The sequence below is a fragment of the Spiroplasma sp. NBRC 100390 genome (assembly GCF_001886495.1).
Lineage (GTDB): Bacteria > Bacillota_I > Bacilli_A > Mycoplasmatales > Mycoplasmataceae > Spiroplasma.
Genome location: NZ_CP018022.1, coordinates 515511 through 535407 on the forward strand (window position 1 = coordinate 515511; position 19897 = coordinate 535407).

The window sequence follows — 19897 nt, forward strand, 5'->3', positions numbered from 1 at the left end:
AATGAAATTAATTTATACGGATCAAGCACCCGCAGCAGTGGGTCCATATTCTCAAGCAGTACAACTTTCTAATGGTTTTTTATATATTTCGGGACAATTAGGTTTTGACCCCAAAACAATGGTGTTAGGAACTGATATTCAAACTCAGGCTAGCCAAGTTTTAGCAAATATTAATGCGATCTTAATCGCAGCAAACTATAATAAAAATAATGTTGTTAAAACAACAATTTTATTAAAAGATATTAATGATTTTTCTGTTGTTAATGAAGTTTATGAAACATTCTTTGGTTTACATAAACCAGCAAGAAGTACTTTTGCGGTGAAAGACTTACCAAAAGCTGGCCTTGTTGAAATCGAAATTATCGCTTTTAAATAAAATATGGAAAATCAAGCTCAATTAGAAAAAATTATTAAAAATGAGAATGATTTATTTCATCACACAGAAAATATTTATCAATGAACTGGTCGGCAAGGGGAACTGAAAACGTTTTATAAGCAACAAATTTCGTTTTTAAAACAAGCGCTTAAAAAAAATAACCTTACCAAAGCTGATTTTGAATTAAAAGAAAAATATATTAAAGAAGCTTATCATGAATATTGCCAAAAGATTCAAGAATATTTAAATTTAAATTATTCATTGGCAATGTGAGAATATCAAGAAACAAACAAGTTAAAAAGTGATTTGGACTATTGAGCATTACACCAAGAATTTAAAACAAAAATCACTAGTGTTTTGCAAGATGAGACAGAAACTAAACAAGACAAAAAGCAACAATTAAAAAAGATTAAAACAGAATATAACATGATGAAACGAAGCTTAAGTGGCAGAACAATTGCGATAATTGCGGTTAGCTTAACATTATTGTTATTATTAGTTAGTTTATTAGTAAATTACTTATTTTATTTTAAAATTGCAAATGATGGACAGGAGTTCACTTTTACTAATAAAAACCATTTAACAGCCTTTATTTTTATGTGTATTGGAATTGTTTTAATTTTAGGATTTTTAGGATTTATTGTTTGCAATACAACAAAACGAATTTTCTTAGATAAACAAGAGAACCTTTTTAAAACTTCAACAATTGGTTTTTTTGGCAGTTTTACTGATACGATTGGTGTTGGTAGTTTTGTTGTAACAGTTGCTGCTTTAAATGCGACAAATAGTGTTCCCGATGTTAAGAAGTTACCAGGAACATTAAATGTTGGTTTAACAATTCCCAATTTATTAGCAGGAACATTGTTTGTTAGTGCTATTCAAGTTGAACTAGTAACCTTAGTGACTTTAGTAATCGCAGCAATGGTTGGTGCGTTTTGTGCCGCAAAGATTATTAATAAAGTTAATAAAAAATTTGTTGCTTTATTCGTAGCTGTTTCCTTAGCAGCGGCTGGAATTTTAATGATTTTGGGCCAAGTTGGCTTATTTAATACTGTTGGGACAAAAGGACTTAGCGGTTGAAAATTAGCCGTTGGTATTATTGCTTTTTTTGTCATTGGTGGATTACAAAGTTTTGGGGTTGGATTGTATGCCCCAGCTTTAGCGATTGTATCATTATTAGGAATGGAAACAATTATTGCTTTTCCAATTATGACTTGTGCAGCTGGGTTTGCATTACCAACAACGGCGTGAACATTTCATCGTGATAATAATTATAGTCCGAAAGTTGCTTATGGTCTTTTACTTGGTGGCGTTGCTGGAACTGTTACGGCTTTCTTCGTTGTTTTTGTCGGAATTCAAGGTGGATTAGGGGTTAAAATGAATGATTTTACCTATTACTTAAAATGATTCGCCGTTGGGGTTATGTACTATGCCGCATTTATGTTATTTAAGAAATACTTAGATTTACGGAAAGAAAATATTAATTTAAATAGGACCCAGACAGAAAATTATTATCAGAAATATAAAGAGAAGTTTAATGAAATGCTTCTTGAAAAAATGGTAAGTATTAGTTGAATGCACACTGATGATATGTTAAAAGAACAATCAAAAATGAGAATGTATAATGTTAAATTATTGGTGTGAACTTAAAAAACAACTTTTTAATGATTGATTTGGTTTTAAAAAACCTTGCTTATAAGAGCAAGGTTTTTTAATTCAATTATACGGTAAAAAAGATAATTAACGAGGAAATTAATAAAATTGCGGCAATAATCAATAAAATATTACGAATTTTTTTAATGTTTGCTTCATCATCAGTTAAAGTTGGTTGATAACGGCGGCGATGATCATTAAAATATGCAGCAGCCGTTTTATTTTTATATCATCCTAAGATAAATCAAATCAAGAGAATAATAACTAAAAAACTAACAACAATTCATTCGGTTTTTTTAATGTCTTTAAATGCAAAAACACCTAATAAAAAACTAAAACCAACAATAATTGCACTAATTAGCACAGCAATTAAGCAATGAAATCAAGTGATTCTTTTTAGTTTTTGATAAGTTTCTAATTTTAAAGTGTGATTTTGATATGTGTCATCAACAATTTCTGCCACTTCTTTTTGGTGGGTCTTTTTTTGTTCTTGCTTTAATTCGTGTAATTGTTTAAAAATATTTTTCTTTTTTGCCATTTTATCCCTCGTTATTAATTTTTTTTAAATTTATTATTAAATTATATTGTATTTTTTACAAAAGTAAAATATAATAACATAATATAAAATTATATTTTGTATCAAGCACATTATTTGAACGAATTATTTTAAGTACATTATTTTATTAAAAATTTAAAAAAGGGACATTTTATTTTTCCTTAATATAAGGAGGGGAAAAAATATATGAAAGGGATTAACAAGAGGAAAAATATTTCCGAAACCAATATTTTAGTTGCAAAAGAGTATGACCAAAAATTTAGTAATGTTGAGTTAGATTATCAAAGGGTAGATAAACGAACGTCGTGACTTGCTGAGATGAAATATAGAACTACTATGTTTAATCATCATCGGCGTGAGTTTTTTGATCGTTTTCCATTATTAGGTTATTCGTTAAAAAGAATCTTTTTTGCCATCATTACATTATTATTAGCAATTTGTGTTATTTTTATTTTATTACGATTAGTAACACCAGATGATATTTATATTTCCGATATTGATATTAATAAATTAAATATTCTACCAGGAACGCCAGAATATAATAATTTATTAGAGCAAAGAATGAAAATCTTTGGTGTATATGGTTCAATTTGGACCCAACTAGGGACATATTTATATAATATTATGCCTTTTATTAAAAAAACAATTATTGTTAATAGTGCTTTTGACCCAGTAACTGGACAATTAGTTGGAGAAAAAATTACAACATTTTTTTACTTAGGGGTAGTTTTTTCAACTGCTGTTGCGCAACCAGGTGAACTAGTATCCGAAATTTTTGCTAGAGCAATTCCATATTCATTTGCTTTTGGTTCAATTGCCGTTTTATTAGCTTATTTAATTGGTGTTCCATTAGGAATTATTTCTGCTAAACATAAGGAACGCAGCGTTGATAATACCATTAATGCTGCTTCGATTATCTTTTTAGCAATTCCACCAGTTGTTTTGGTGGTGGGAGTTTATCTAATTTCAATTAATGTTTTCTATGCTCATGGATTATTTAGTTCAGGTACTTTTGATACTAAATTTTGACCAGTTTTTGCGATTTTTCTAATGATTACACCGCCAATTGTACTTAACACAAGACGGTATGTCATTGATGAAATGACCGCTGATTATACCAATTTTGCGTTATCAAAAGGGATGACTAATCGTTATATTTTTTATATTCATATTTTCCGTAATGCTGGAATTCGAATCTTTCGATTATTACCAACTGCTTTTGTAACAACTATTTTTGGAGCAAGTATTTTTGCAGAACAAAACTGATCAATTCCGGGAATGAGTAAATTCATTGTTTCTGGAGTCGGAAATAAAGACTCCTTTGTCGTCATGGGCTATATCTTATTAACAGCAACTTCTGGAATTGTTACTAGTTTATTAGCAGATATCATTATGGCGGTTTTAGATCCCCGTGTAAAATTAACAAAATAGAGAGAGGAACAAGATGATGAAAAGAATTACAGACGAAGAATTATTTGATTTTCAAAACTATGATGTGGATAATTTAGATTCAAGTTTATTTGAAATTGTCGGTCCTCAAATCGAAGAAAATGAACGAATTTCAACGAAGTCATATAGTTATTGAAAAGTCGTTGGAAGAATCTTAATTGCTAAAAAAACATTTATTATTTGTTTATTATTATTAATTGCTATTGTTTTATTAACTGCAATTGTCCCAATTGGCAAAGTTGCTAATCCGTTACCAGCGGATTTACCAATTCCAAATTATCAACAACCATTAGCACCAAGTGTGACTTATTTATTTGGTTTAGGAATGAATGGAGAAAATTATTGAGATAAAATCTGAATTGGAATGCGGACTACCTTATTATTTACTTTAATTATTGCCTTAATCCAAATTTTATTAGGAGTCATTATTGGTTCAATTTGAGGATTTTATAAAAAATTTGATATTTTATTTATTGAAATTACTAGATTTTTAAATTTAGTACCAACTTTAATTTTATGATTAATTATTATTTTTGCCTTAGGGAAATCAATGATTATAATTATCTTTGCTGTATCCTTGACGAGCTGGATTACTTTGGCCGAAGTTATTCGTGTTCAAATTATTCTAGTTCGTAATACAGAGTATAATCTTGCTTCAAAGATGTTAGGAACATCAGGACCGAAAATTGTTGCAAAAAATATTATGCCTCGTATTTTGCCATTAATTATTCAAACTGCATCATTTGCTGTGCCAATGGCAATTGCAATTGATTCAACTTTAAATTACTTTAATTTTGGCTTTATTCAAGGACGTGAAAATACAACATTAGGATTTATTTTAAACGAAGTATTAGCGTCAAGTAAATGACAAGATTTTCCTCATTTATTAATTATTCCAGTTTGTTTCATTGCTGGAACATCGGTTTTATTTTTCTTATTTGGGAAAGTATTTGCTGATTCACTAGATCCAAAAAACCATTATAAATAAAAAAGTATTAAAGGAGATATCGCGTTATGAAAAAAGAAATTGTAATTTCAATTAAAAAATTAGTTATAAAGTTTAAAACTCGAGCGAATGTTTTAACAGCAATTCGTAACATTTCATTTGATATTTATGATGGTGAAACATTGGCAATTGTTGGAGAATCGGGAAGTGGAAAGTCAGTAATGACAAAAACTTTTACAAATATGTTAGAAAATAATGGCTGAATTAGTAATGGGGCAATTGTATATTCACCATCAACTAATATTTTAGCCGACGAGTTAACTTACTTTAAAAAACCAGTCCACTTAGTTGATTTTCATAAAATTTTATTGGATAGTAGCTTACGAAAAAGTATTATTAAATATAATAAAAAATTAATTGCAAAAACAGAACAAAAGATTAAAATAATCAATAGTTTACAATTAGAGACAGTTAAAACAGAACTTACACAGTTAAAAACAAAAGAACAAGAATTAAAAAAGCAAATTAATTTTACACATTCAAATCGTTTGAATAATAAATTAGTAAAAATTAGTACTCAATTAAAAAGTATGCAAAAGAATCAAACAATGTTATTGGATTCTGAACTTAAAGCGAAAAATATTGAATTGTTGCAAAGTCGAATTACTGATTATGCTAATGAAATTAGTAAGATGAAAAATTTAACATGAGTAGAAAAACATTTATTAAATAAAAATATGTTGTTTTTAAAAAAATATTTTGAAGAGCAAATAGTTCCAACCGATGAAGAATTTAAAAATATTAGAACTTATTTTAGTAAAACAATTTTTACTGATGGTGTTCGTTATCGAATTAATAAAATGAATCTTTTAATGTTTTCAGAACAACCATTAAATGTTCGTGATTTTAATAATTTGTGAGAAGAATGAAGTCTAATTAAAAATTTTGGATTTATTAACAAATTAAAAGCGGCAAAACAAATTAGTAAGTTACGAGGACAAACAATTGCAACAATTTTTCAAGATCCAATGACATCTTTGAATCCATTATTATCGGTTGGGTTTCAAATTTCAGAAGTATTACGAAAACATCGTAAGTTTTCTCGTTCAGCAGCAAAAAAACTTGCGATTGAATTATTAGAAAAAGTTGGAATTTCAAATGCAAAAAAACGTTACCATGATATTCCAGGAATGTATTCAGGGGGAATGCGTCAACGGGTTGTTATTGCGATTGCATTAGCTTGTCAACCAAAGGTTTTAATTTGTGATGAACCAACAACTGCTTTGGATGTAACAATTCAAGCTCAAATTTTAGATTTAATTAAAGAATTACAAAAAGAGTATAAATTTACAATTATTTTTATTACTCATGACTTAGGAGTTGTTGCGAATATCGCTGATCGGGTAGCTGTAATGTATGCCGGGCAAATTATTGAATATGGTACTGTTAATGAAATCTTTTTTGATCCAAAACATCCTTATACATGAGCTTTATTATCTTCATTACCACAATTTGGAGAAAAAGGTGAAGAACTTTATTCAATTCCTGGTTCACCACCGTCGCTATATGCTAAAGTTTATGGTGACCCCTTTGCACCACGAAATCAATATGCGATGAAAATTGATTATTTATTAGAACCACCAATGTTTAAAGTAACTGAAACCCATTATGCAAAAACATGATTATTAGATCCACGAGCAACAAAAGTGGAAAAACCAAAACAATTACGACAGTTGGAAAAACTTAAAAATGATGCAAAGGTAGGTGATTAAGATGAACAGGAACGAACAAGAACAATTTATTATGGTTCGCGATTTGTTAATTCAATTTCGCCAAAAAAATAAAAAAGTAAATGCTGTTAAAAGAGCAAATTTTGATATTTATCGGGGGGAAGTTTTTAGTATTGTTGGAGAATCGGGAAGTGGTAAGACAACAATTGGTCGTGCCATTGCTGGGGTTCAGGCAATTAAAGATGGAACTGTTTATATGAATCGTCGAGTACTACGAGGAAAACCACCGCAATTATATAAAATTAATTTACATATTAATGAACAATTTCGTCTTTTAAAAAGTAATAATATGTTACTAAATAAAAACTTAAGTAATTATATTAATAATTTAAAAATTAGTTATTATCGCTATTTTGAAAATAAGCACTATGTGGTTAGTACAAAGGAATTAATTCCTTATGAAGCAAAGCAACATACAATTACTAGTGATAATGTTTTAAGTAAAGTTGATTTATTAAATTTTAATCATAGTAAAAATAATTTTGCTTTAGTAAAAGAAATGTATGAAAATAATTTAATTTTATTAAAAGAAATTTTAAAAAACTACCAACGAATTTTACGATTTGTTACTAATTTACACGAATGAATTCCAACTTTATCGTTAGAGTTAGAAACAGAAATTAAAATGCGAGTACAAGAAAATATTGAAATTATTGAAAAATGTATTTTATTAGGACATCAAATTTATAAAATTCTATTAAAATTAGATCAAATTCGAAATGAATTAAAAGATAACTTTGTTCTTATCCAAACAAAAAAATATTATGACGAATCTTTTCAAGAATTAGAAAAGTTGTTGCCAGTTCATAATAAGTTATTAGATAATGTTAAAAATATTACTAAAAATCAACGTAAAGCTTTTATTCTTTTTGTTCCAATATCAAAACGAATGAAATATATTTTTGCTTATAACAAACGTTATAATGTTTTTAAAAAAGATTTTGAAAAAGAATACTTGAAACAGTTAAAGAAGTTACAACTAGATTCAGCAGCAAATGCACAAGCAATTAATAGTTTACAAGAAAAATATGCTAATAGTTTGGTAAAAACATCTATTTCAGCAACTGCTTGTGCCAATTTATTAACAGCCTCTGATTTTAAAACAACATTAGTTGCACTATCTGATGATGAGTGTAGTTTGGCGTTAAAAGATATTTTGACAGCGATAAAAGATAAGGACCAATTACAAGTAACGTTAAATGATTTATCTTATTTAGCCAGACATGATGTTTTTCGTGATCAAGCAACAATTAAATTATATTATTCATGAATTAAAAAGGAATATAAATATTCAGGTGCTGAAATTGCTGATTCAAATCGATTGTTAGATTTATTAGATTTACCATTAATTGATGAAATTGTGAAGGAATCTGAACTTTTTAAATTACCAACACAACGTGAAAATCGTGAACAGAAGAAAAAAATTCAAATGATTTTTCAAGATCCATCCTCGTCATTAAACGATCGGATTTCTGTTGCTGAAATTGTTGGTGAAGGGTTAAATAATTTTCCTGAATTATATAAAACTGATGAAGCTCGAAATTTATATTTAAATTATTATAATAATAATTTAGGTAAAAACGAAAAACCATTAACATTAGAAGCGGTTAATGATAAGAATGTAAAAAATTTTCTAATTTTAAATATTTTAAAAGAAGTTGGTTTACTACCAGAACACTTATCACGTTATTCACATGAATTTTCTGGTGGACAACGCCAACGAATTGGGATTGCACGAGCTTTAATTATGAAACCACAATTTATTATTGCTGATGAACCAATCTCAGCGTTAGATGTTTCAATTCGTGCCCAAGTTTTAAATTTATTAAAAAAATTTCAACAAAAATATAATTTAACTTATATTTTTGTTGCTCATGATTTATCTGTTGTTCGCTTTATTGCTGATCGGATTGCGGTAATTTATCATGGTCAGTTAGTTGAATTAGCGTCGGCAGAAGAATTATTTGCAAATCCATTGCATCCTTACACTCGAGCATTATTATCAGCAATTCCATTACCTAATCCAAATTATGAAAAGGAGAAAGTTCATTTTATTTATGAACCAGAAAAAGAACATTGAGATTATTTGTTTGATTTACCCGAGTTTACTGAAATTAAAACAGGGCATTATTTATTTGGTAACTCTCGTGAAATTGCTGCGGCAAAAAATAAAATAATTGTCGCAAAAGAGAAGGAGGCATAACCATGTTAAAAAAGAAATTAGCGCTTTTTGCAAGTTTAACAGCAATTACAACTGTAACTCCCTTGGTAGTATCATGTGGAATTAGTTTGGATCGGTTAGCTAATCGTTTAAATTATGATAATGTTTTTCGTTCGATGTTTAAATATCCTTTAACATCATGATCAAGTGGGACAACAATGCAAGTAGAAGATAACAAAATTTTAGCAGATTTAGTTGGAACCTTAGTCGCAACAGATAAATATAATCGTAGTTTTGGGGACATTGCTGTTCAAACAGATAAATCATCAAAATATGTTGGTCAACCAAATGCTAATGCGAGTGAATGAAAATATCAAATTTCTTCTGCAGCAAAATGGTTTGATTATCGCGGTAATTTTCAACGCAATATTAAAGCAAGCGATATGATTAATACCGCTAAGTTTGTTTTATTTCCAAAAAACTTATCCGCAACAGCTGGGATTTGACGAACTTTTATCGCGGGAGCACAAGAAATTTGAGATTATTTTCAAGCTGGTAAATATCAACCTGATTATTATAATGACCCAATTTGAAGTAAATTAGGGATGAGTGTTAATGCGGCAGATGATGAAATTACAATTAAATTAGCAAAACCAGCAGAGTATTTTGATACTTTGATGACTTATTTAGCATTTGCGCCAATGCCAGAAAAAGCAGTATTACAAGGTTATAATTATGGAACAAACTTTAAAAATATTTGATATTCGGGAGCATATTTAGTTGAAAAATATAGTTCAACTTCGCAAATTTTATTACGAAAAAACTCTGAATACCGCCATGCAAATTTAACTTATATTGATAAGTTAAATTATACATATTTAGCAAACAATGATGTTTCGCGTGAACGAGTGTTATTTGAATCAGGTGATGTTAATGATTTTATTGTTCAACCAACTGATACGAATGGGTGAGGGAAATATGTTGGTCCAAATCCAGCTAATCCAATCTTTAGTGGTGCTTCAAGTATTATTAATCCGGACCCAACAACTTATACCATAATGTTTAATTATGCTAATGCTAATATTTTAAGTAATAACAGTAGTTTGGTGCAACAAGCCTTAAATGCTAGTAAAGCACTACAATATGATAAAATTCGAAAATACTTAGCAACTCATTTAGACCGTAGTAAGTTTGTAAAATATTATTCAGAAGCCTTAGATGATTCACCAACATCAAAATTTTTACGAAATGTTTATACTGCCCGTTATTTTGTTAAGAATGGTAATGTTGATTATGCTACCTATGTTGAAGAAGAATATGCTAATAAGTATTTAAATGGTGATAAGCAAGCAAGCAGCCAGTTATTAAAAGATGGTAGTGATGCCTTGTATCTTAACCAGGATTTGTTAAAAAATGATCAGAACATTTTAGATGAAATTCGAACTTGGTTACAAAAAAACACTGGTTCATCAAGTGTGGCAATTAAAATTTTAATGAACGGAGCATCAACTTTAACAACTAATCGTTTTTTATTAAATATGATTGATTCGTTTAATGCGGAAAATAATGTCATTAAAATTATTCCTGATATTACCGTTGATGCAACAGAATATAATAGTCGAACAAAAAAAGCAGATTGAGATATGCTTATTGGAGGTTGGTCACCAGATTATGCTGATCCATATACCTACTTACATACATTTTCTCTGGGGGGGGATTTACAATATTATTCAGGAACATCACGAATCTTTAGCGATTTAAAATTAGTAAATAATCAAGTCCCTGATTTTGCTGATATTAAAAATAAATTAAATAATCCATATTGAAATCAGTTAAAAAAAACCACAGCAATTGAAAGTTTTTATAATGTTTTTAAAAATTATACAAATGAAGTTACAGATGCTGATCATATTACTGATCCAAAATTGCTAACTGATCGTTATAAAGGTTTTGCCAAAGCAGAGTTTAATTCAATTTATACCGATTTTATCTTTATTCCAGCTTATGTTCCCAATGGTTCATATCAAATTCGAATTTCATATGTTACCCCTCGCACACAAATTACTGTTGGATATGGAAGTTCAAAATATAAACACTGAGGAATGGAATTAAATTGGTATTTATTAACCGCTCGTGAACGTCAAATTATTGAGGCACGGTATCAACAACAATTAGCAATTATTCAAACTGATTATGCTGCTTTTAGGGAGGATTATTAGAATGAAAAAGTTATTAACAATGTTTAGTGCTTTAACGGTGTTCAGTGCTCCGATAACAGCTGTTAGTTGTGGTAATTTTGAAACTCGTGATCGTAGTAAGATTTCATTAACGTTATTTAAAACACAATTAGCATTAATTCCTGTTTTTGATAAAACCGGAACAATTACAACCGTAACTGAACCAATTTTTCAAAACGCAATTTATGGAGCGTTAGAAACAAATGAATATCGTGGCGAAGTGGTTAGTAATGAATTAGAATTTACTTATTATAAACAAGGAACAACCCCAACTAGTTGAACTGATTTAAGTTGACAGGCAATCCCTAATGGGGGAGAAAAGACAACTTTAATTAAGGTAAAGATTACGGCAAGGGCAACGAGTGTTCATTTTGCTAATTCAACTGAAATTATTACAATGGCATTATATCGAACACAACCAACTGATTTAGCAACAATTAAATTTAATTATGAAGAAAAAATTTTAAAAACATTACCAGTTACGGAAATGATGCAATATTTTGCTGTTTTAAATCCAACATTTTATTTTACGACTCGTCATTTTGAGATTAAAAAAACAGCAACCGCTGTTGAGATTAGGGCTGCTAAAAATTCAGAACGTTATATTGGGACAAGTGTTATTACTTGAAGTTAACACATGTTGGTGCAATTCAATGCAAGAATTAACACCTTTTTCTTTTTTAAAAAATTAGGGCTTAAAAAGATAAGAAAAAAATTAACAAGTTGTCTTACTATCTTTATTTATTATTAAAATTAGGTTATAATCATAAAAAAAGATAAGATAGAAAAGGAAGAAGAAAATGATTAGTGTAAATGATTTCCGTCCAGGGTTAACGTTTCAATATGAAGGCAATATTTATGCTGTAGTTGAAGCACAACATTCAAAGTCAGGACGTGGGCAAGCACATGTTAAAACAAAAGTAAAAAATCTTCGTAGCAATGCTACAACAATGATTACCTTTACAGGGGGCGATAAAGTTGAGAAAGCAATGATTGACAAGGTTGAAATGCAATATTTATATGACGATGGGGCCAATGTTATTTTTATGGATACCCAAAGTTATGAACAATTAGAAGTGCCATCAAGCAGATTAACATGAGAAAAAAACTTTTTAAAAGAAGGCATAATGGTTTCGGTAACAAAATATGATGGGGAAGTTTTAGGAATTATTTTACCTGATAAAGTTGATTTAATAATTACGGAAGCTGAAGCGGCAGTCAAAGGTGATACTAGTTCTGGAGCAATGAAAAAGGCTGTTTTAGAAACCGGATTAGAATTACAAGTACCGTTGTTTATTAAAGAAGGGGAACTAATTACTGTTTCAACAAGTGATGGGAAATATTCTGGTCGAGCAGAAAAAATAAAATAAATGTAAGGAGTGATTGAAATGACTAATAATTTTAATGAGTTAACAATTGATAGTAATTATCGTGGTAGCATTGTTGTTAGTTTGTTGACAATTAAAAAAATTATTTTATATGCAATTCGTAATATTACCCATCAATATTTTGTTGATAAAGTTGAATGCCGAATGATTGATAATTCAATTTTACACATTTATATTAGTGGAAAAATATTACGAGAAGAAGGCTTAAATGAGTTAACCGAAGAAATTAATGAAGCAATTATGAAAGAATTAAGTTACTCATTACAAATTAAACCAAAAAATATTAGTATTGCTTATCGTCACTAAGTTATAGTTTTAAAAAATTAGCAGATAAATTATTATTTACGAAAATCTTCAGATTTTCTTTTTTTGTACTTATATTAAAAATAATTTTTTATAAAGTCTAAAAATTTTTCTTTTTCCATTATAATATAATTGTGTAAGTATCAATTACTTATACTTAGAAATAACTAATGAAGAAATAATATTTAAAATTTTAAAGAAGGTAAAACAGATCATGTTTAAGGAGAAAGGGAAATTAATAAAAATGATCAAAGAAAAAAATAGAGTTATTACTCAACAAATTAATAATAACTTTTTGTATTATCGTTATAATATGTTCTTTAATAACAATTTAATTATTAAAAAAATATTTAAAATAAGATTGATATTAAGTTTAAACAATTGATGTTTTGGTAGAATTCATTAATTATGCAAATTTCTAATTGGAAGAATATTATTAGAGAGAACAAATATTTTTTTAGTATTTTAACAATATTAATTATTTTTATTGCTTTTTTAATAACTGATTTAGTAATTATTATTAGAATCCCGAGTTTATTTGAATTTAGCTATGTTAAATATGCAAATGAAAGATTAGGGATTTATTATTCATATTTTACAACTCAAACTAATTATTTGGTAGTATTATATTTATTTATTTCTTTAATTATTATTAAGCGTGACTTAACATTTAAATTAAATTATCAACTTTTATTGGCAATTACAACATATATTACCATTACAATGTTAGTTTTTTGAACTGGTATTATTGGTAACTTTATTAAGATAGGGTTCACAGATTATTGACATATGCCTTATTCATGAATTAAAACAATAGTAGTTCATTTATTAGTACCAATCTTAATGATTTTAGTATATATTTTTATTAGTAGTCATCATGAATTAAAAGAATTAAAAACGTATCATAAATTATATTTATGATTAACCTTAATTTATCCAGTACTGTATTTAATTATGGTGATGGTGAGAGGAACTATTCGCTATAATGCGGGCTTTTCTGCTGAAACTTCATTTCCATATTTTTTCTTAAATTATCATAAATATGGGGTTGGTGTTTTTATTGGGGTGGTATTTTTGATTTTATTATTATGTATTGGATTACAATATTTTTATCTTTGAATTAATAATGTTCAATATAGAAGATTTGTTAAAAAGAAACCTTCTGAAGAAATATAATCAGAGTTGATTATATTTTTTAAATAATGATAATTATAGATTTAAGTTGTTATTATTTTTGAAGATAGTGTATCCCCTTTATTAAAACCAATTCTTTTTAAATAGGTTAGAATCAAAAGAAGAAATAATTAGTTTATTAAAACAAAAACTACTCCAATTAGTTTTAAAGACAATACTTGCATTTTCATTTCAGATTGTTATAATCATAGTTAAATTATTTAGAAAAAAATTTAAATAATTTGAATGTTATAATTTAATTTTTATGTAAATATCATCAATTAAATATTAACGCTGTTTTTTAACTAGGAAGGAAAAAACTATTTTATGCTTAAAAAAGAACAAAACAAAAAATTCAGTTTGGCGGATTTTGTTTGATTAGGCTTTAATTATACTGTTGGAATTAGTTTTATCGGTAATTTTGCTATTTTAGCAAATATTTCAGAACCTGACTCAATTGGGATTCATGCTGTATGGTTATTTGCAGTGGAAGGACTAATTGCTGGAATATGTGCATGAGCATTTGCTAAAATGGCACGAATTCATCATTCAAACAATAATGGAGCCTCATATATTTATGTTCGAACAACTTTCGGAAAGTTTTGAGGAATTTTTGTTGCTTTTATGCAATATGTTTCATTACCATTTTTAATTACGATTCAAGTAATGATGTTGATTCGTGGTTCATTTGGAGCGGATTGAATTTCACAAGTCAATCCTGATGGAAGTGTTAGTGTTCCGTGATATGCTGCTGATTGAGGATCATTTGGGGACTTATGGTTAGATTTTATTGGGATTGCCATTTATATGGCAGCGGCGGCAATTATCTTTGGGGGTATTAAATTATATAAAAAATTAGCAAATGGAACAGGAATTATTAAATGAATTACCGCTGGTTTTTTAATTCTAGCTGGATTAGTTTTAGCTGTTCAACATGGTGGTGAGAACTTAAGTTATTGAGGACATAATACTAAATTTTCATTACCAGGATTTATTAAAGCTTTTAATTCTTGCTTTTTCTTCTTTGCTGGTTTTGAAGTATTTTCAACAGCAGGACGAAATATTAGTAATCCAGAAAAAAATATTGGGCGCGGAATTATTTTAATTATGTTAATTAGCACAATTTTCTATATTGTTATTTCAATTATTTTCTTTGCTGCTTTTAATCACTTTGTGCAAAATATGAACATGGGGACATGAAGTTTAGGATTTAATAATAAAATTATTTTATATGGTGGTCCTATTATTATGATTATTAGTGCTTTGGCATTAAAGGTTAATGTTGCAATGCAAAATGCATTGTATGGGGGAACTTCGTTACAACCGTTATCAACGGAAGGATATTTACCAGATCGCTTACGTAAGTTAAACAAGGATGGTTTACCAGCGCGTGCTTCGATTTTGAATCTGGTGATTACTAGTTTGATGATTTTTATTTGATTAGCAATTCCAGATATTATTAAAGGAATTAGTTTAACAAAAGAATTTGGGTTTATGGCAACCCCAGGTCAAGCAATGACATATAAACAGCCATTTGATATTTCTTCGTTAACAGAAGCTTCTTCAGCAATTACAATTTTTATTTATGCAATGGTAATTGCGGTTACTTTGAAGTTAGGATATCAACAAAAAATTAAAATGCGATTATGAGAGCATATTGCTTTTCCAATAGTATTTATTATTTTGTGTTTTGTCTTTGTTTGACATTACTATAGTTTGATTAATAATATCGTTACGACAACAGGAACTAATCATCAAAGTGCCATTATTGGAACAGCAATTGAATTAGCCTTTGTTGGATTTTCTGTTAGTTTTGCAACAATTTGGTATTTTACTTATTATCGTCAAAAATATTTACGTCGAATGAAACAGCGTCCTGAATTACAAACAAAATTGGATGCTGAATTTGAAATAACTGATGATTGAAAATATGTTTCATTAGAAATTCGAAGTGAAATTAAGTATTATTTAAAACGGAATCAAGCTTTATATCAGAATCAAGACAATGCTAATTATCAAGATGCTAAACATATGCTTAGTGAATTAAATAATGTTTTTGATAAATATAAGCAACTTGAGATTGATGAAGACGCAGAAGAACATGATCAATAAAACAACTTAACAATAGTTAAGTTGTTTTTCTTTGTGATATACTAACATTAGAGAACCGGTGGGGGGTTTAGATAATGAAACTAAAAAAGGAAAATAACGTTCAGTTAGTAACAATTGCTGGGGGAACAGCGAGTGGAAAGACAACAGTTGCAACTAAAATTGCTGAAATCTTACGAGGCAAAAAAATTGCTTACTTAAAAATGGATCATTATTATAAAAAGTTAGATCATTTAACTTTAGCAGAACGTCAGCAAATTAACTTTGATCATCCCAATGCGCTTGATTTAGACTTACTAGTAGAACATTTAACATTATTAAAACAACATCAATCAATTGAAACACCCATTTATGATTTTACTGTCTATAATCGGTTAGAAACAACAAATAGTGTTGTGGCTGGTGATGTTATTATCTTAGATGGGATTTTAGGTTTAGCATTAGAAGAAATTCGGCAATTATCAGATATTAAAATATTTATTAAAACCGAAGATGACATTCGTTTTATTCGGCGTTTAACCCGAGATTTAAATGAACGTGGACGAACAATTGATAATATTATTACCCAATATTTAACAACAGTTAAACCAATGTATGAATATTTTGTTGAACCAAGCATTAAATATGCGGATATTATTGTGCCATATTATGAAGGTAACGAAATTGCAATTGATATGATTGCAACTAAAATTAAAACTTTATTAACAGAACAAGCTGGCAAAAAGTAAAAAAAGTAAAAAAATCTTAACTATCTTATTTTTTAAGGTATAATAATTATTGTTGTAATCAAAAGTGGAGAGGAACGGGAATATCAAATGAATGAAGAAATTTTATTGACCAAAGAGGGAATTAAGGATTTACAAGAAGAATTAGATAATTTAATTAATGTCGTTCGACCAGAAGTTATTGAAGAACTAAAAGAAGCCCGTGCACAAGGGGACTTATCAGAAAATGCTGACTATGATGCAGCACGAAATCGACAAGCTGAAGTTGAAGGACGAATTAAAGAGATTGAATCGTTATTAACAAAAGCAAAAGAAATTAAAGAAGTAAAATCAAAAACAGGAATTATTAAATTAGGAAGTAAAGTTACTTTTACTAATTTATTAATTAACAAAAATTTTGAAATTAAAATTGTAGGTGCTGTTGAAGCAAATCCATTTGAAAATACGATTTCAAATGAATCCCCGATTGCCAAAGCTATTATTGGTCAAAAAGCAGGCGATTTAGTTGAAATTAAAGGAATTCAAGCCCCATATAAAGTTAAAATTGTAACTGTGGAATAATGGAAAGTAATTAAATAATTACTTTTTTTTTTTTTTTTTTACAAGGAATTTATTCAAAAAAAGGTTAAGTATTAACAAGGAGGAAACGAAATGACAAAATTAACAATAAAACAAACGAAACAACTATCTGGAGGAAAAATTTCGGGTGCTTTTTTAACCGGCATTGCTGCGATTATTAATGCTTGTAGTAATTCATTAACAAATTTAATTTCAACTGGGTTTTCAACTTATTTAGCAACACAACAAATGAGTCGTACTGAAGGTGGTTATAAAGCAACAAACGGGTCTCATCTAACTTGATCAGATAAACATAATAATTTAAATCATGCTAATTATGGACAAATCTTATTTGTCTAATTTTTTATGAAACTATTAACGATAAAAGAACAAAAAGAAACTACAGGTGGAGCGGCTTGAATTATTGGAGCGTTAGTTTTAATTAGTTTTTTTGATATTGTTAAAATTAGTTTAGATAGTTATCAGATTGCTCAACATTCACAACAACCAAATCAAAATGAAATAACGAAGAGAATTGAAGAAGCAGGAACAAGAAGTTTAAGACAGAAATGAGATATTCTTTATGTTTAATATTAAATAAAAATAATTGTGATTTTAATATTCTTTATAGAAAATAATTTTTATTGATTTTAAAAATAAAAAACAAAATAATTTTTATTAATTTAATAATTTTTAACATTTTAACATTATCCATTGCTAATTTATTAAAAATACGATACAATAACTTTAGTTGTATTTTGCATATAGTCAAATATTAATTATAGTAAGATACACTAAAAATAATCAATTTTGGAAATTAATTATTAAGAAAATAGAGGTGGAAATTAAATGATCGGTGTTATTTCAACGGCATATTTTACAATGAAAGATAAGCACAGTATCAAAACAGTAAAAAAATATTGATGAAAAAACTGTGTTATCCAACATGTTAAGTACCATGGAAAAACTTTCATTATTGCAACAGTAGGTTATGGTAAAGCAAATGCTGCAATGGCTATTACTTACTTATTAGAAAAATATCCTGGCTTACAAACAATTTTAAACATAGATTTAGCCTTGTCAACAAATGACAAACATGATACAGGAGATACAACAATTTCAACAAAATTTATTTATCGTGATGCAGACTTAACAGTTTTCAAAGATATTAAATATGGACAAATTGTTAATGAACCTGAGTCATTCCAATTCGATGGTGAATTTGCTAAGGTTGTTAAAGACTTTAAATTAGGGTTGACTGAAGGAGTTACTGGAACAGCAGATATGTTGATTTATAACTCAAAACAATTTAAAGAAATGGTTGACAAATATGGTCACACAATTGATGTGATTGATACTGAAGCTGGTGCAATTGCACAAGTTGCTAAAAAATCAAGCATTAATTATATTGCTTTAAAAATTATTTACAATAACGCATTATCACCATGAGATAATGATCCAATTCATAAATTTAAAATGTATGAAACAGTAAATACTTTAAAATACTTATTAAGAAGATTATTTAACTTATTAAGTTCAAATTACATTATTGATTTATCACAATCATCACAAGATGATTTAGATTCAATTAATGAATTATTTGAAATCAAACATGACCAATGAATTAAATTATTTAAACCAAATACGCATAAAGTATTATCGGGATTTGGACCTTCATTAATGCTAGTTGATAAACAAGAAAGAACGCCTGTTGCGTTAGATATCATTCAAGTAATGAGATCAAAAACGAAGGAAAACGAAGGACCAAGTAAAGTAATCTTAGGAGAAGATGAATGAAAAAATGCTCCGAAAAAATGATTACGTAAATTATTATTCTTAGAACAAGTTCGTGTTAATGATGATGAATTATTATGAAATAAATCAGCAAAATATGATTTAAATAATGAAAAATTATATAAAATTGAAACAGTTGCTAATGAAATTGCAGCCGCAGTTGCTGAAAAATGTCAAGATAAATCATCATATACATATAATGGTGCAACAGTACAAGAAAAATATTTATTAGTAAATGTTGATGCTAGAATTTCATTTTACATTACACATAACCAATCACATGAATTTGTTGAAGATAAAAACTTTGGTGCACAATTAGTAAGCAATGAATTTATTAAGTATTTAAATGAAGCATTAAAAGATGTTGACTCACCATATCAACAAATCGTTGTTTATATGACAATCCCAGCATTAGACTATCGTAAAATCCCAGTGTTTATTCCTTCAAATAAAGGAGCAAACAGAGGAGTTAAATTTGGAAACTTAAACCAAAAATTACAAAAAGATTATACAGTTGTGGATATTACTAGAAACGATTATGATCCAATTAAAGTTGGTTCATTCAAAGTTACAATTCGTTTAAGAAGTGAATAATTATTAATTTTATTAAAAAACAACCCAAGGGTTGTTTTTATTTTGTAAGATAGTGTTATACTTATTTGTAATTAAGGTTAAGAAA

General features: G+C 28.1%; 18 protein-coding genes. 17 read left to right on the forward strand and 1 reads right to left on the reverse strand.

Features of this window, described 5'->3' with window-relative positions; genetic code table 4:
* Position 1 precedes the first annotated feature (1 nt).
* Entirely contained in the window at positions 2-376 is a 375-nt protein-coding gene (locus S100390_RS02330) for a Rid family detoxifying hydrolase (protein ID WP_070406682.1), read from the forward strand.
* Positions 377-379: 3 nt separating this feature from the next.
* Complete coding sequence (locus S100390_RS02335; protein ID WP_070406683.1) at positions 380-2026, forward strand: sulfite exporter TauE/SafE family protein; 1647 nt, start codon at positions 380-382, stop codon at positions 2024-2026.
* A gap of 70 nt (positions 2027-2096) precedes the next feature.
* Here S100390_RS02335 and S100390_RS02340 read toward each other — a convergent pair whose 3' ends face one another.
* Positions 2097-2567: a hypothetical protein gene (locus S100390_RS02340; protein ID WP_070406684.1), complete on the reverse strand. Its 471-nt coding sequence runs from the start codon at positions 2565-2567 to the stop codon at positions 2097-2099.
* Between the two features lie 204 nt (positions 2568-2771).
* Between S100390_RS02340 and oppB the strand changes: the two genes are divergently transcribed.
* From oppB to fib, 15 genes are all read left to right on the forward strand, one after another.
* Positions 2772-4016 carry an oligopeptide ABC transporter permease OppB gene (gene oppB / locus S100390_RS02345; protein ID WP_070406685.1) on the forward strand — a complete coding sequence of 415 codons (1245 nt, stop codon included), beginning with the start codon at positions 2772-2774 and terminating at the stop codon, positions 4014-4016.
* Positions 4017-4029: 13 nt separating this feature from the next.
* On the forward strand, positions 4030-5022 hold the full coding sequence (oppC, locus tag S100390_RS02350) for an oligopeptide ABC transporter permease OppC (RefSeq protein ID WP_231918074.1): 993 nt from the start codon (positions 4030-4032) through the stop codon (positions 5020-5022).
* Positions 5023-5048: 26 nt separating this feature from the next.
* Positions 5049-6752, forward strand: a complete 1704-nt coding sequence (oppD, locus tag S100390_RS05650) for an oligopeptide ABC transporter ATP-binding protein OppD (protein WP_070406687.1) — start codon at positions 5049-5051, stop codon at positions 6750-6752.
* 1 nt (position 6753) lies between these two features.
* Positions 6754-8973, forward strand: a complete 2220-nt coding sequence (gene oppF, locus S100390_RS05655; RefSeq protein WP_070406688.1) for an oligopeptide ABC transporter ATP-binding protein OppF — start codon at positions 6754-6756, stop codon at positions 8971-8973.
* A gap of 2 nt (positions 8974-8975) precedes the next feature.
* On the forward strand, positions 8976-11150 hold the full coding sequence (locus tag S100390_RS02365) for an ABC transporter substrate-binding protein (protein WP_070406689.1): 2175 nt from the start codon (positions 8976-8978) through the stop codon (positions 11148-11150).
* Position 11151: 1 nt separating this feature from the next.
* Positions 11152-11802, forward strand: a complete 651-nt coding sequence (locus tag S100390_RS02370; RefSeq protein ID WP_070406690.1) for a hypothetical protein — start codon at positions 11152-11154, stop codon at positions 11800-11802.
* Between the two features lie 166 nt (positions 11803-11968).
* Entirely contained in the window at positions 11969-12538 is a 570-nt protein-coding gene (efp, locus tag S100390_RS02375) for an elongation factor P (protein WP_070406691.1), read from the forward strand.
* Between the two features lie 18 nt (positions 12539-12556).
* Positions 12557-12862, forward strand: a complete 306-nt coding sequence (locus S100390_RS02380) for an MMB_0454 family protein (RefSeq protein WP_070406692.1) — start codon at positions 12557-12559, stop codon at positions 12860-12862.
* Between the two features lie 405 nt (positions 12863-13267).
* Positions 13268-14035, forward strand: coding sequence for a hypothetical protein (locus S100390_RS02390; protein ID WP_070406694.1), 768 nt, complete (start codon positions 13268-13270; stop codon positions 14033-14035).
* A gap of 324 nt (positions 14036-14359) precedes the next feature.
* Positions 14360-16144, forward strand: a complete 1785-nt coding sequence (locus S100390_RS02395; RefSeq protein ID WP_070406695.1) for an APC family permease — start codon at positions 14360-14362, stop codon at positions 16142-16144.
* A 74-nt stretch (positions 16145-16218) separates the two neighbouring features.
* Positions 16219-16869: a uridine kinase gene (gene udk, locus S100390_RS02400; protein ID WP_070406696.1), complete on the forward strand. Its 651-nt coding sequence runs from the start codon at positions 16219-16221 to the stop codon at positions 16867-16869.
* 87 nt (positions 16870-16956) lie between these two features.
* Positions 16957-17427, forward strand: coding sequence for a transcription elongation factor GreA (gene greA, locus S100390_RS02405; protein ID WP_070406697.1), 471 nt, complete (start codon positions 16957-16959; stop codon positions 17425-17427).
* A 90-nt stretch (positions 17428-17517) separates the two neighbouring features.
* Complete coding sequence (locus tag S100390_RS02410) at positions 17518-17784, forward strand: bacteriocin leader domain-containing protein (RefSeq protein ID WP_070406698.1); 267 nt, start codon at positions 17518-17520, stop codon at positions 17782-17784.
* Positions 17785-17790: 6 nt separating this feature from the next.
* Entirely contained in the window at positions 17791-18015 is a 225-nt protein-coding gene (locus S100390_RS02415) for a hypothetical protein (RefSeq protein WP_070406699.1), read from the forward strand.
* Positions 18016-18273: 258 nt separating this feature from the next.
* Positions 18274-19812, forward strand: coding sequence for a cytoskeletal motor fibril protein Fib (gene fib, locus S100390_RS02420; RefSeq protein ID WP_070406700.1), 1539 nt, complete (start codon positions 18274-18276; stop codon positions 19810-19812).
* Positions 19813-19897 lie beyond the last annotated feature (85 nt).